Genomic DNA, 14,566 nt, shown 5'->3' with positions numbered 1-14,566 from the left:
GAATGTTTTTCTCATTTCGAAACTAAAGAAATTAACCTCAATATATAGAGCCTTACGAAAATTCGTGGGGCTTTTTTGTATATTTAATTCATGAACCGTCTCCTTATCCTGTATATTGTTTTTATGTTGATTTTTAGTTTCAAAGCTAAAAGCGATATTATCATCATCAACGGAAAAACCTTTCCGCTAACTTCCGAAAGTCCGCTAAATAAATATCCTTTAGTAAAAACTATTAAAGAAAAACTGGTTAGCTATCGTACCACTTCTTATGATGACCCATGCGACAGCTATAATGCGGAATGGACAGTAGTTAATAATGAACTGTACCTAATCAATATTTATAGTTGTAACGATACAAAATTTCAACACAAAACAGACCTTACACCTTTGTTTAATGATGGATCGGTAACAGTTAAAAATGGAATGGTAAAAGCCGTGTGGTTTAAGGGGGATATTTGGGCGGCTCAAGGAAAACCAATTTATACTTATACTTACATGAGCCCTGTTTATGCTGCCGAAACTCGTGTCGTTGTTTTAAACGGAAAAGTTACCGGGGTTAAGGAATTTGTTTATCCGTTCGTTAAAGATGCGGTTTATAATGAGGACAGCAATGCGCGTACAAAATTTATAAATGATCATATTAATTGGTTAATTATCCCCAATCTTAAAAGCGGGGCAAAAAGAATTAACATCGTTTTTCAACCTGGCAAATTAGGGAAACCCGAAAACATAAGTTTATTTAAGCCCAGTGATGACAAAATACTTAATGATGAAGCGATAAGGGTAATAGGTCTTATGCCTTGGAATGCCTATTATAGTCATGGCCAGATAATTAAACAGCCGATTTTAATGAGTGTGCTTTTCTCAGAGGATCGTCGCCCGAAATAATATATTAAATTATAATAGGATTTAGTTTTGTTTTTTGCTAATATTATTAGCAAATTTACAAAGTGAATCAAAACTCCATTGAAGTAAAAACCGAATCGAAGGTGCTGTTTGTTGATATGGACAGCTACTTTGCCCGTTGCGAGCAGCAGGCCAATTACTGGCTACGCCATCGGCCCGTGGGGGTTTGCGTGTATACGGGTAAGTATGGCTGCGTTATTTCACTTTCAAAAGAGGCAAAAGCACGTGGTTTAAAAGCGGGGATGCGGTTAAATGATGCCATGGCGGTTTGCCCTGACCTGGTGCCGGTTGAGAGCAACCCCGCCCGTTACCGCGAGTACCACACCAAAATTATTAATGTATTACTCCAATACAGTAAGGACGTGGTAGCCAAAAGTATTGACGAGGCCATTATCAACCTTACCAACTATGACTATCTTGATCCGGTAACTATCGCCAAAAAAATAAAACGTGATATTTTAGAAAAAGTGGGCGATTGGCTCACCTGTTCCGTCGGTATTGCGCCAAATGCTTTTTTAGCCAAACTGGGATCGGTACGCGGCAAAAAACTGGATGGGCTGCTATTGATAACCCCGCAAAATATTGACGACATACTACGCCCGTTAAAATTAGGTGATATGCCCGGTATTGGCGGCAATATGAGCTATCGGCTTGAGCGGGCAGGGATAAATACTCCATTGCAAATGCGGTACGCCGGCCCCGATAAATTGAAAGCTATTTTTAAAGGGATTGAAGGTATTTACTGGCATTATCGCCTCAATTTTATCGAAACCAATATTGCCGCGCACGATTATAGGGGTATGCAGGCCATGCGGCAGATATCCGCAGAAAAAAGGCAACACATTACCTATATTGACCAGTTGTTTATGACGCTTTGCCTTACCCTGGAAAAGCGCATGGTAAAACATAAGTTTTATTGTAAGTCGGTAGCGTTTACTGCCCGTTATGAAGATGGTACACGTTGGGATGATGCCTTTACCATAACTACCCCTGTGCAGGATGCCATAAGTATTATGCGTATGATACGTGTACGTATTGATAAATTTGAACAACTAACCCAAACCGGCCCTGTAATGACTACAGAAATAACCAGTATGCGCGTGGGTGTAACCAACTTTGTAAACAATGGTAATATGCTGTACAGTTTATTTGAAGATATGGACCGCAAGGAAACCGCATTTAAAACCATGCATGAAATAAAAGATAAATTTGGCTCAGACAAACTTATCCGCGCTGTTGAAATGACCGACGGGCAGGTGGTTAAAGATGTGATTGGCTTTGGCTCGGTAAAGGATTTGACTGACCTGGATTACAAAACGATGGGATAATTGGTTTACAATAACATAACACAAACAACACCATAACCACACATATCCTCATTACCTTAGTATCAACATAAAACATAAAGTTATGAAAGCGATATTAAATTTATTCAGTCATTTATGCGAGTGGATGATCTTGAAAAGCATGAGGTCTTCATTTATTCATTAAGCTATTTAATAAAACGTTTCTTTTAGCTAATTGTACTACTTTTGAGCCCTGCGTTAGCTCAACTTAATGAAATCTACTAATATTCAGGATATACCGCTTAATAAGCAACTTTTTGGTGATGACTTTGTTTGGGGAGTTTCTACGGCTGCCCTGCAAATTGAAGGTGCCCATGATGCCGATGGCAAGGGTGAATCAGTATGGGATGTTTTTTCAACAAAAAAAGGAAAGATATTTGGCGGCCATCACCACCATATCGCCTGCGATTTTTATAACCGCTATGAAGCGGACATCGACCTCATTAAACAACTAAATATAAAGGCTTTCCGGTTTTCTATTTCGTGGTCGCGTTTATTGCCTGATGGCACCGGCCGCGTTAACCAGGCCGGTATTGATTATTATAACCGCGTTATTGACTACTGTCTGCAGCAAGGTGTGGAACCCTGGGTAACTATTTACCACTGGGACCTGCCGCACGCGCTGGAACTACAGGGCGGCTGGACAAACCGGGCTATTGTTGATTGGTTTACCAACTACACAACACTTTGTGCCCAAAGTTTTGGCGATAGGGTAAAGCACTGGATGGTAATGAACGAGCCTACAGTATTTACGGGTGCGGGGTACTTTTTTGGCATCCACGCGCCGGGTAAAACCGGGCTAAAGAATTTTTTACCTGCCGTACACCATGCGGTATTATGTATGGTAGCAGGAGGGAAGACGCTGCGTAAATTATTGCCGAAAACTACACAGATAGGCACTACATTTTCTTGCTCGTATATTGAACCTTATTCCAACAAACCGCGCGATGTGGCTGCGGCTAAACGGGTAGATGCATTGTTAAACCGCTTATTTATTGAGCCGATATTGGGCATGGGCTATCCCGAACTTTCGGTTTTAAAGGGGATGGAGAAGTATATTTTGCCCGGCGATGAAGCCAATCTAATTTTTGATTTTGATTTTATTGGTGTACAAAACTACACCCGAGAAATTGTTAAATACTCGCTATTTACGCCCTATATTCACGCTAAACTGGTAAAGGCCGAAAAACGGAACGTACCCACAACTGCAATGGGCTGGGAAGTTTACCCGGAATCGATATATCACATGCTGAAACAGTTTAACGCTTATCCTCAGATCAAAAAGATATACCTTACCGAAAGTGGTTCGGCTTTTCCTGATGAGGTGGTAGATGGCGTAATTAATGATACTAAGCGTGCGCAGTATCTGCAGGACTTTTTGCAACAAGTTGCGCGCGCCAAAAGCGATGGCTACGAAGTAAGCGGTTATTTTATATGGACGCTGACTGATAATTTTGAATGGGCCGAAGGCTATAACCCCCGCTTTGGCATCATCCACGTTGATTTTGAAACGCAACAGCGCACCGTAAAAGCATCCGGGCAGTGGTATGCTGATTTTTTAGGGGATTGAATTTGGCTAAAGCCAAGTCTTATTACTATTAGTTCCGTTGACTAAAGTCAACGGCAATGAACAGTTAATTAAAATCGATAATAATGTTAATTAATTCATTGCCGTCCCATTTATGGGGCGGATAGAAAAAATGCATAAAAGGGCTTTAGCCAAACAAGTTAATTGGGCGTTTTAATATTCTTAATTACATTTGGTACATGATTAAAATAGCTTTACATGGAGCTGAGTTTTTCGCTTTTCATGGGTTTTATCCGCAGGAGCAACAATTAGGTAATAGTTATTTGGTTGATATTGATGTAAGTTTTGAACCATCAGGCGATCTTATAGATGATAAAATTGCGCATACGGTTAACTACGAGGATCTATACGAGATTGCCTGTGCCGAAATGCAGCAACCTAAAAAATTGATTGAAACGGTTGCACAAGGCATACTTGACCAGGTGAAAACTAAATACCCCAACGTTGAGCGGATTGAGGTAAGTATTAAAAAGCTAAATCCGCCGTTAGGGTGTAAAGTGGCCTACTCAAATGTGGTAATAAACTATAGCAAAGCATAATGACATTTAATAAAATAACACCGGATAAACTTGCCGCCATTAAGGCTATTGTGGGTGATGACGCTATTTTAACCGCGCAACCAGCACTTGAAAAATACAGCCACGACGAAACCGAGGACCTTACTTATTATCCCGAGGTTGTTGCCAAACCCAAAACACCCGAAGAAGTTTCGGCGCTGATGAAGTTATGTAACGAAAACTTAATTCCCGTTACCCCGCGTGGCGCAGGCACCGGTTTAAGCGGCGGTGCGTTGCCGGTTATGGGTGGTTTGCTGATAGCTATGGAACGCTTCAATAAAATTATTACCATTGACGAGCAAAACCTGCAGGCTACTGTTGAGCCGGGTGTTATTACCGAAGATTTTATAAACGCAGCTGCAGAAAAGGGTTTATTATATCCCATTGACCCGGCAAGTAAAGGCAGTTGTTTTATTGGTGGCAATGTATCCCACGGTTCGGGTGGGCCAAGGGTGGTAAAGTATGGTACCATACGCGAGTACGTGTTAAACCTGCAGGTGGTATTACCCTGCGGCGATATTATTTGGACAGGTGCCAATACGCTTAAATATGCATCGGGCTATAATTTAACTCAACTGATGATCGGCTCGGAGGGTACGCTGGGCATTATTACTAAAATTGTGGTTAAATTGATTCCGCTTCCAACCCAAAGCGCATTGATGCTGGCTTCTTTCCCGTCTAATGACGCGGCTTCCGCAGCGGTGTCGGCTATATTCAGGGCGGGTGTTGTGCCATCGGCACTGGAGTTTATGGAAAGGAGAGGGGTAGAGTGGGTAATGGAGAAGGACAATATTGTTTTTGACTTAAAAGATGGGGTTGAAGCCTTTTTGTTGATAGAGGTTGACGGCACTAATATGGATGTAATATTTGCCGATTGCGAAAAGATAAATACCGTTTTAGAGGAGTTTAATTGCATTGATGTTTTGTTTGGCGATACGGCCGCGCAAAAGGAAGAACTTTGGCGTATCAGGCGAACTATGGCGGTATCGGTAAAATCAAACTCCATTTATAAGGAGGAAGATTGTGTAGTGCCCCGCGCCGCTTTACCGCAACTGATAAAGGGTATTAAGGATATTGGCGTAAAATATGGTTTTGATTCGTTATGTTACGGTCATGCCGGAGATGGCAACGTGCATTTAAACATCCTTAAAGCCTCCATGAGTGATGAGGACTGGAATACCAAACTGAAAGACGGCGTAAGCGAAATATTTGAACTGACTGTAGCCCTGGGTGGCACCATATCCGGCGAGCATGGTATTGGCCTGGTACAAAAAGAGTATATGCCCATAAAATACAGCGAAGTACATTTTGCCCTTTGGAGAGGTATTAAACAGGTATTTGATAAAAACGGGATACTAAACCCGGGAAAGATTTTTAATTAAAAACAGGGGGCTGTTAATACGCCAGATACTCCGTAAATATCTCCTGCATAAATGCCTTACCGTACAGCAACGCGCTATCCGTTACATTTTTAGGGGCGTTCTTATCCCTTATATATATCACCCGTTGCCCGGAGTTATCGTACGAAACCGCCTGTTGTGGCAACAAAAAGCCAAAACCATTGTCCCAATCAAAAAAGGCGAATGACTTACTGTATGGGCTTAACAGATCTTTAGACCATTTATAATGCTGATGCGGCAGATTCAACTGTGCCAGTACGGTTGCAGCAATGTCGGTTTGGTTGCCGAGTTTAGTAATTGTTTTACCCCGATACTCCGGTTTTATAACATCACCAAAAAACAGCAATGGAATATGGTATTTCCCAGGGTCATAAGCAGCATGTGTATCCAACGGCAACCGGTGACCATGATCGGCCACTAAAATAAACAACGTATTTTTATACCAGTCGTGCTTTTTAGCTGCTTCAAAATAATCATTCAGGCATGAATCTGTAAAATAAGCGGTGCTTCTGAACTTGTCTGCAACGTCCTCACCGCTAAAATGCGGTTTTACCGGCAATACAAATGGTTCATGGTTGGTAAGCGTTTCAATATAGCTGAAAAAAGGTTTTGGCTGGTCATCAAAATACGCCGCATGTTTTTTTAGCAGCACGTCATCATGCGCTCCCCAGGTAGAGAGGATATCTTTTGCCGGAATACTCCGTTTATCAATGATCTTATCAATTTTATGATCATTCATATAGGTGTCAAAGTTCATATAATCGGCACCGCCGCCATAAAAATAGGTGGTATTATAACCATTATTTTTAAAATCGGTTATTAACGATGGTAATTGCCGTTGCTTGGTGGTATCAATAATAATGGTACGTATTGCCTGCGATGGGAAGCCACTTAAAATAGCAACAATACCTTTATCCGTACGGTCGCCAGCGGCGTATATATTATCAAATAGCAGCCCTTGTTTAATAAATTTTTCAAAATTTGGCGCGTCGCCTTTTTCGCCTCCTAATGACGCGATCAGATCGGCTGTAAAACTTTCTAACTGTATAACAACTACGTTGGGCCTTTTCGTGGTTAATATACTTACTGTAGTGTCCTTCTCTACCGTAAATAATTGGTTTACTAAACTTTTCGCCTTTTGGGGCTGCATAAATAGGTAAGGGTTATATGGCGCCCGTAAGTTTTCAAAAACATTATTCGCCAGGTTCCACTCGGTGTTTTGAGCAGATAGATCAAGCAATTGGTTGTTTGAAAAATAGCCGGCACTTTGATTAATAGGGGTACGTTGCAAGCTACCTCTAAGTATTATAAAGTTAACAAGTATGATGAGTGCAGTAAGTATCATCTTATTTTTGGCGCTAACTACCGGCGGCCGTTCGTAACTATGGTCCAATATAAAGTGCGATAATATAATGCCGCCCAAGACTAACAAAATACCAATGGTTATATTCAACGCGATGGGTGTTGACGCTGTAGACGACATGGATTCGGCTGGTGCCATATACAAGGTGTCAAATGCTCTGAAATTAACTTTTGCACCCCATTCTGTAAATATGCCCAGGTCAATAATAGCTATAAAACTGATAAAGAACAGGCAAATCCAGGTGTACGCTTTAAACCATATAGGCTTAACAGGTTTATTACCTGTAAACCAATTAATAAAAAACACCAGTAGCGGAATTATAGCAATATAGGCCGCGGCCGAGGCATCCATGCGGATACCATAAAGAAATGTTTTTAATATATCAATAAAAGATACACTATGAAGTTTGGAGTGAAAATACAGCTCAAATATTGCCCTGGTTATTGCGAAGAACAATAGCCAGAAAATAAAAAATCTTATAAATGCAAAAAGGCTTCTTAACATCGGGTGGCAAAAATAGTTATTTTACATGGAGCTTAAGAAGCCTTTAAATAAATAGGACGCGGGGTTGACTATCGCGCGCCGCCTAATGAATTTAGATCAGCAACACTTATTCTGTCAAAACCTGCCGGTATACCAAAAGTGCCGGCTACCGGTTTATTACTATCTATTGATTTCAAGGTCATGGTTGCTGATTGCCCCATTTGTTTACCCACAAACTGAACCGGGAAACCACCCGCAGCAACAAAATATCTGCTAAGCAGATTCTGCGGGGCTGTAATATCCGTAGTTACCCAAACATCGGTACTTGTACCGCTTTTGGCATCTTTGGCAACAACTTTTTTGCAGTTAAAACCATTTATTACTTTGGTTTCAGTAGTTGGGATAAAAGTAAATTTAGGCGCGGCATTTTCGGTCTGCCCTAATTCATCGGGGGTTAAAACTGCCGCCTTTTTTATGGAGGCTAAAGGTACATCCACTAAAATAGCCATATAGGTGCCTTTATTATTGGCCAGCATTTTAATTAATGCCGGGCCCTGTTGTACACTTACCTCGCTCGAGTCGCTATTAAAAGCAACTTTGGCCTCTGCATCACCTGCCTGGGTATTAACGGTATATATGGCCGATCCCTCTGTATAATTTTTTTGCGCGCTGGCAGTTATGCTTAAGCAGCTTAATGCCAATATTAATGATGTTACGGTGTGTTTAATATTCATGTTGTTATAGATAAAAAATATATGCTATGGTTTAATACTAATTAGATACTACGCTAAATGAATTGTTACGTTTTAACACCCGGTAATCTAAATGGTTTTCCCGCGCCTGGCTGATTATATCGTTTATAGAAGCGTCACTATTACTGCCATCAATCACTAATAAGTTATTATCGAAGCTTTTCTTCAACACCGTTATATCAGGTTTGGGGTTGCCGGTTATATAAAGATAGTCAATTTTTATTTTTTGTGCTGACAGGCTTTTTACCATGGTATTATAAATGAGCAGTTTTTTATTTTGAAATTGGATAAGGTTATTTTTTTTCTTTAAAAACGTGGTGTTGATGTCCTGATCTAAATTATAAATGGTGGCCTTAGCTATTTTACAGCTATCCAGATAGGGTTGTATACTATACCTGTAATTTTTATCGATGGCGGGCAAATCAGTTAATACGATCGCTTCGCTACCATCTTTAAATATAATAGCCGGATGCTTCTTCAGGTTTAAATAGGTAATGGTATTGCTGTTAAAAGTTTTTATTCTTTTATAAGTCAGACTAATACTTAATAAAAGCAGGCAGCCCAAAGCTATTTTTATGAATAGGTTGCGTTTATTAAACCAATAATAAAACACGCAAATTATGAGTACATAGAGCAATACATACTCGGTAGTAGTCAGCCATATTTTGTTGATGCCTGCCATGGGCGAATGTTCAATGGCAGCCAATACTTTATTCATGATAAGTATAGATTGTTCCAGCACATACGCTAATGCTTTGGATAAATAGGGCAATTGCGGCAGCAGTAAGTAAAGCAACCCGCTATACATAATTGCCAGCACAGGTATAGTAATAAACAGGTTACTTATCAAAAAATAAACCGGGAACTGATGAAAGTAAAAAGCGCTTAACGGAAAGGTAATTACCTGTGCTGCTACGGATATAGAGCATAGCATCCATAATTTATCGGCCCATTTGTTTTTAAACTCCAGCAGTTTGTAAATAATGGGTTGAAATACCACCAGTCCGCCAACCGCCAGGTACGAGAGCTGAAAGCCTACATCGGTTATAAAAAGCGGGTTGTATAGCAGTAATACAAATGCCGATATAGCCAATATATTAAGCGTATTAATATACCGGCTATAAGTTTTACCAATAATAATAAGCGATAACATGACCGCTGCCCGGCAAACAGCAGGAGAGAAGCCGCTTAATAAAGCATAGTAGTTTATAGCCGCTATAATGATCATTGCTTTAACCAGCTTTCCATATTTGCGCCCATCTAAAAAGATCAAAACAAAATTCAGCAGCAGGTATAAAATAGCCACATGCGCACCCGATACCGAAAGTACATGTATAGTACCTGTTTTGGAATAGGCTTGCAGCACATCCTCACTCAAATCCGCCTTATAACCTAATATCAGTGTTGATGCTACGGCTATAGCCGTGGTATCGTGCATATTGGTTTTTAATTTTTGTACCAATGTTTGCCGTAAGTTTAAAGCAAAAGCCACAATGGGATTACCTTTGTTTTTGCTTAGTACCGCATATTGTTTAGGATATAGAAACGACTGGTAATAAATGTTTTGATGCGCCAGGTATTTCTTATAATTAAACTCAGCCGGGTTAAAGGGTGGTTCAACCGCGTTGTATTTGGCGGGGATAAGCAATTCATCACCATAGCTAAGCCGGGTGGCTGCACTATCTTTTATAGCTATGAGTAAAGTACCGGTGGTATTTGTTGCTTGTTGGTTAGCCACTTCTTGTTCAACTTTTGCGGTAAAGCGTACCAACTCATTTTTTAAAACGGGCTCGTTATTAATATTGACTATCAGATATTGTGAGGGAGTTTTTGCGAAATGATTTTTGCTGTTCAGTTCGTTATAGTTTACAACGCTTATCCATCCGGCTAATAGTAATATCAGCGCCATCAGCAAGCCACCAATCCATTTTAATTTATATAAATTAAGTTTGTTATAGCTGATGTTTAAAGCGATAAAAACCACACTTAAAACAGCAAATGCAGTAGTAAGAAGGGTAGTATAAACCCCTGAAGAAAAATTTAAGCCAATAGTAATTCCCAATAAAAAAGGAATGATCAATACTACAAAAGGAATTTCGCCTTTATGATTGGCAAGCATGGTGACAGGGTTGGTTTAACAAAACCAAATTACAAATTAATCCACAAAATCAGCATGTCATTAAGAACGGATTTGCAGGATATGAACGGGGGAAGTAATTCCGAAAAAAAGCTTAGGTAGTATTTGGTGTGAAATGAACGTTTGTGGAGAAAACGTCAGCAAAGCAGCTTCGGGTGAGAGCAGTCAGAATGTGGTGGATTGTGCGAAGGGAGGGGCATGGCAACTTTTTGCTGAAGTGCAGGCAATGAGCGAACGAAGTAGGGCAAAAAGATTGCAGCCCGTGGTTCTGACTGAAATGCAGGGTAAAGGCAAGTGCGGCAAAGAAGCCTTTTTGCTGACTTGATCTTTTGGTTACTTTTGGATCAAGCCAAAAGTAACAGCCTCCGCGGCAATTGAGCGGACGATGTTGTTATTTACCACATAATATTGTGCTTAGCTATGCAGAGATTATTGATGAGTTAATTGTTTTTAATGGCATCAATGAGCTCCCTACGGTCGGTTGTTCACGCTATCGCTCGCAATGACGCTCAAAGAATTATAGCTGATCTCTAACCTCTAACAAAAACTTTTTAAGGTTTTCTAACGAGTCAATAACGCGTTGGTTGTCTTTGGTACCGCCCAGGTTGTTTTTAAGGTGTTCTTTAGCGCCGTTTAGGGTATAACCTTTATCGCGTATCAGGTGGAAAATTATGCGCAGGTTTTCCAGGTCCTCGGGGGTAAACAGGCGATTGCCTTTTTTATTCTTTTTGGGTTTAAGTACATCAAACTCTTTTTCATAAAACCTGATGAGTGATGTATTTACATCAAACATAGCCGCAACTTCACCCATGGTGTAGTATAGTTTACTGATCTCGCGTTCTTTGTAAGGCATAATACTTCAAATGTATGATTTAGTCGGGAAGTCCGCAAGTCCGAAAAGTCCGAAAGATACTTTAAAAAAATAGTTCTAGCTTTCCGACTTCCCGGTCTTCCCGGACTTCCCGTCTTTCGGACTTTCGGACTTTCGATCCAATAATCCAAACTTTCCCACTTTCCGTCTTTCGGACTTTCCGACTATTAATTAACTTTGCCCCATGACTGCTAACCAAATACGCCAGGCTTTTTTAGATTTTTTTGCCAGTAAGGGACATACCATTGTCCCTTCGGCACCTATTATTGTTAAAAACGACCCTACACTGATGTTCACCAACGCGGGGATGAACCAGTTTAAAGATATTTTTTTGGGCGAGGCCCCGGCCAAATCGCCACGCGTGGCCGATACGCAGCGTTGTTTACGTGTATCTGGCAAGCATAACGACCTGGAAGAGGTGGGTATTGATACCTATCACCATACCATGTTCGAGATGCTGGGCAACTGGAGCTTTGGCGACTACTTTAAAAAAGAAGCTATAGCCTGGAGTTGGGAACTGCTGACCGAAGTATATAAAATAGATAAAAGCCGCTTATACGTTACCATTTTTGAGGGTGACGAAAAAGAGGGCCTGCCTAAAGACCAGGAAGCGTACGACTTTTGGAAATTAGTTGTACCCGAAGATCATATTCTTTTGGGAAACAAAAAGGATAACTTTTGGGAAATGGGCGAAACCGGTCCCTGTGGTCCGTGTTCCGAGATACATTACGATAATAGGAGCGATGCCGAACGCTCCAAAGTTAGCGGTGCTACTCTGGTGAATGCCGATGACCCGCAGGTTATTGAGATATGGAACAACGTGTTCATGCAGTTTAACCGCTTAAAAAATGGTTCGTTACAGCCATTGCCTGCGCAGCATGTGGATACAGGTATGGGTTTTGAGCGTTTGGTGCGGGTGATACAGGGTAAACAGAGTAATTATGATAGCGATGTGTTTTCGAATACCATCGATTTCATCGCACAAAAATCAGGTAAAAAGTACAATGCCGCCGCCGTTCCCGGTGATGTGGATTGGAACGTGGCCGTAGCCATGCGCGTACTGGCCGACCATATCCGCGCGGTAAGCTTTGCCATTGCCGATGGGCAATTGCCATCAAACAATAAAGCCGGTTATGTTATTCGCCGTATTTTGCGCAGGGCGGTTAGGTATTCATACCAATACTTAGAATTTAAAGAACCATTTATAAATCAGTTGGTGCCTTTACTGGCCGAGCAGTTTAAAGGGGTGTTTGATGAGTTATATAACCAAAAGGATTTTGTGCAGAGAGTTGTTTTTGAAGAAGAGGTTTCTTTTTTAAGGACGCTTGATCGAGGACTAATAACATTAAACGATATTATTATTGGGTTGACTAAATACTATGATTATGTTTTAAATGCTTATAATAATAAGGATCTATTTTCTGCCAAAGAATGGGTCAGACCGTCCAAAGAGGGATTTAAAATAAATGACCATGCTTATGCAGTAGCTATGCTAGCTTTGGAACAAAACGAAAATGACCTAATTAATTTTAATAAAAATGATATTGTCGAGATATTAAATGGAAAGACTAGCAGCGAAGAAGCCTTTGCGTCCCTATTCAAATTTTTTAAAACTATCCCTGGTGATATAGCTTTTGAATTATATGATACGTCAGGATTTCCAATTGACTTAACAGACCTTATTGCTCGGGAAAATGGTTTTACCATTGATATGGAAAGCTTTGAAGTTGAACTCCAAGCTCAAAAAACCCGTTCCCGCGCTGCATCTGCTATTGATACCCAGGATTGGGTAGTTTTAAAAGACGATGAAACGGTAGAGTTTACCGGCTATGACGAAACCGAAACCATTGCCCATATAGTTAAATACCGCAAGGTAACCGCTAAAGGCAAGGAGCAATACCAGGTGGTACTGGATAAAACGCCTTTCTACGCCGAAAGCGGCGGCCAGGTAGGTGATACCGGTGAGTTGGTTTTCCCGGATGGAGAGGTGATTGATGTAACAGATACCAAGAAAGAGAACGGACTTATTGTTCACTTTGTAGATAAACTGCCTGATGATATTGATGATGCCCTAACCGCCATTGTTGATAGGCAAAGGCGCGAAAATATAATGAACAACCATAGTGCTACGCATTTGCTGCACGCCGCTATGAAACAGGTATTGGGCAGCCATGTAAACCAAAAAGGATCATTGGTTAATGCCGAGTATTTAAGGTTCGATTTTTCGCACTTCGCCAAAGTAACCGACGAGGAACTGGCACAGATAGAGTCTATAGTTAACGAAAAAGTGCGCGAGAATATCCCTTTAAAAGAGGAACGCGATGTAGCCTATGACGTAGCCATCAGCAGCGGTGTTACCGCCCTGTTCGGCGAAAAATATGGTGATTTTGTACGGGTGATCACTTTCGATGAAAAGTTCTCGAAAGAGCTTTGCGGTGGTACGCATATTCCCGCTACCGGTCATATTGGCTTCTTCAAAATTATTGCCGAAAGCGCCGTTGCCGCAGGTGTAAGGCGTATTGAGGCCATTACCGGTATAGCTGCCGAGTTATATATTAATAACCAGGTACGTTTGGTTAACCAGGTTAAAGAGTTATTAAAGAACCCTCAGGATATTTCAAAAAGTATCGAAAGTTTGCTGGATGAGAATACTCGTCTTAAAAAGGAAATAGAGAAAACTATTTTAGAAAAATCGTCAGGCTTAAAAACTGAATTGGCCCAAAAAGCCGAGCAGATAAATGGTGTTAACTTCATCGCCCAAAAAGTAGAGTTACCCAATGCCGATGCTATTAAAAACCTGGCTTATCAATTAAAAGATATTGTAAGTGATCTGTTTTTGGTTTTAGCTGCCAATATCGACGGTAAACCTAATATAACCGTAATGATTGCCGAGAACCTGGTGAAAGAAAAAGGTTTACACGCCGGCAATATTGTAAAAGAACTGGCTAAAGAGGTTAAAGGCGGCGGTGGTGGTCAGCCGTTTTTTGCTACCGCGGGTGGTAGTGATGTGAGCGGGTTGGATAATGTGTTGGTGAAAGCGAGAACTTTTATTAAGTAACGACATTTAGACTTACGAAGTTTTTAAAACTTCGTAAGTCTTTTAGATAGAGCGATGAAAGCGCTGGAATGCGCGATTCCTTCCCTGGGGAAGGAGGAGGAAGGG

At 40.9% G+C, this 14,566-nt stretch carries 10 protein-coding genes; 6 read left to right on the top strand and 4 right to left on the bottom strand.

Features of this window, described 5'->3' with window-relative positions:
• The first annotated feature begins 90 nt into the window (after positions 1-90).
• From ABI367_RS15545 to ABI367_RS15525, 5 genes are all read left to right on the top strand, one after another.
• Complete coding sequence (locus ABI367_RS15545; protein WP_462227752.1) at positions 91-888, top strand: hypothetical protein; 798 nt, start codon at positions 91-93, stop codon at positions 886-888.
• A 62-nt stretch (positions 889-950) separates the two neighbouring features.
• A complete protein-coding gene (locus ABI367_RS15540) occupies positions 951-2,234 on the top strand; it encodes a DNA polymerase Y family protein (RefSeq protein WP_462227751.1) in 1,284 nt (427 codons plus the stop codon).
• A 229-nt stretch (positions 2,235-2,463) separates the two neighbouring features.
• On the top strand, positions 2,464-3,822 hold the full coding sequence (locus tag ABI367_RS15535; RefSeq protein WP_462227749.1) for a GH1 family beta-glucosidase: 1,359 nt from the start codon (positions 2,464-2,466) through the stop codon (positions 3,820-3,822).
• 197 nt (positions 3,823-4,019) lie between these two features.
• A complete protein-coding gene (gene folB / locus ABI367_RS15530; protein WP_462227748.1) occupies positions 4,020-4,379 on the top strand; it encodes a dihydroneopterin aldolase in 360 nt (119 codons plus the stop codon).
• Complete coding sequence (locus tag ABI367_RS15525; protein WP_462227747.1) at positions 4,379-5,779, top strand: FAD-binding oxidoreductase; 1,401 nt, start codon at positions 4,379-4,381, stop codon at positions 5,777-5,779. Before folB ends, ABI367_RS15525 begins: the two co-directional genes overlap by 1 nt.
• A gap of 13 nt (positions 5,780-5,792) precedes the next feature.
• On the opposite strand, the gene ABI367_RS15520 is transcribed toward ABI367_RS15525, so the two are convergent.
• The 4 genes from ABI367_RS15520 to ABI367_RS15505 form a co-directional block, all read right to left on the bottom strand.
• On the bottom strand, positions 5,793-7,664 hold the full coding sequence (locus ABI367_RS15520) for an LTA synthase family protein (protein WP_462227746.1): 1,872 nt from the start codon (positions 7,662-7,664) through the stop codon (positions 5,793-5,795).
• A 68-nt stretch (positions 7,665-7,732) separates the two neighbouring features.
• Positions 7,733-8,377 carry a hypothetical protein gene (locus tag ABI367_RS15515; RefSeq protein ID WP_462227745.1) on the bottom strand — a complete coding sequence of 215 codons (645 nt, stop codon included), beginning with the start codon at positions 8,375-8,377 and terminating at the stop codon, positions 7,733-7,735.
• A gap of 37 nt (positions 8,378-8,414) precedes the next feature.
• The gene (locus tag ABI367_RS15510) at positions 8,415-10,514 is read right to left on the bottom strand and encodes a ComEC/Rec2 family competence protein (protein WP_462227744.1); all 2,100 of its coding nucleotides are present in this window, start codon (positions 10,512-10,514) and stop codon (positions 8,415-8,417) included.
• Positions 10,515-11,049: 535 nt separating this feature from the next.
• Positions 11,050-11,385 (bottom strand): MerR family transcriptional regulator, encoded by a 336-nt coding sequence (locus ABI367_RS15505; RefSeq protein WP_462227741.1) that lies wholly within the window; start codon positions 11,383-11,385, stop codon positions 11,050-11,052.
• 202 nt (positions 11,386-11,587) lie between these two features.
• Here ABI367_RS15505 and alaS point away from each other — a divergent pair, with 202 nt between their 5' ends.
• Positions 11,588-14,461 (top strand): alanine--tRNA ligase, encoded by a 2,874-nt coding sequence (alaS, locus tag ABI367_RS15500; protein WP_462227740.1) that lies wholly within the window; start codon positions 11,588-11,590, stop codon positions 14,459-14,461.
• The last annotated feature ends 105 nt before the right edge of the window (positions 14,462-14,566 follow it).

Origin of the sequence: Mucilaginibacter sp., from assembly GCF_039935595.1 — a bacterium.
Lineage (GTDB): Bacteria > Bacteroidota > Bacteroidia > Sphingobacteriales > Sphingobacteriaceae > Mucilaginibacter.
This window is presented reverse-complemented; position numbering and strand designations above follow the sequence as displayed.

Coding starts and splice junctions, on each gene's coding strand:
- ABI367_RS15545 (WP_462227752.1), top strand. CDS start 91: ATGAACCGTCTCCTTATCCTGTATATTGTTTTTATGTTGATTTTTAGT.
- ABI367_RS15535 (WP_462227749.1), top strand. CDS start 2,464: ATGAAATCTACTAATATTCAGGATATACCGCTTAATAAGCAACTTTTT.
- folB (WP_462227748.1), top strand. CDS start 4,020: ATGATTAAAATAGCTTTACATGGAGCTGAGTTTTTCGCTTTTCATGGG.
- ABI367_RS15525 (WP_462227747.1), top strand. CDS start 4,379: ATGACATTTAATAAAATAACACCGGATAAACTTGCCGCCATTAAGGCT.
- ABI367_RS15520 (WP_462227746.1), bottom strand. CDS start 7,664: ATGTTAAGAAGCCTTTTTGCATTTATAAGATTTTTTATTTTCTGGCTA.
- ABI367_RS15515 (WP_462227745.1), bottom strand. CDS start 8,377: ATGAATATTAAACACACCGTAACATCATTAATATTGGCATTAAGCTGC.
- ABI367_RS15510 (WP_462227744.1), bottom strand. CDS start 10,514: ATGCTTGCCAATCATAAAGGCGAAATTCCTTTTGTAGTATTGATCATT.
- ABI367_RS15505 (WP_462227741.1), bottom strand. CDS start 11,385: ATGCCTTACAAAGAACGCGAGATCAGTAAACTATACTACACCATGGGT.
- alaS (WP_462227740.1), top strand. CDS start 11,588: ATGACTGCTAACCAAATACGCCAGGCTTTTTTAGATTTTTTTGCCAGT.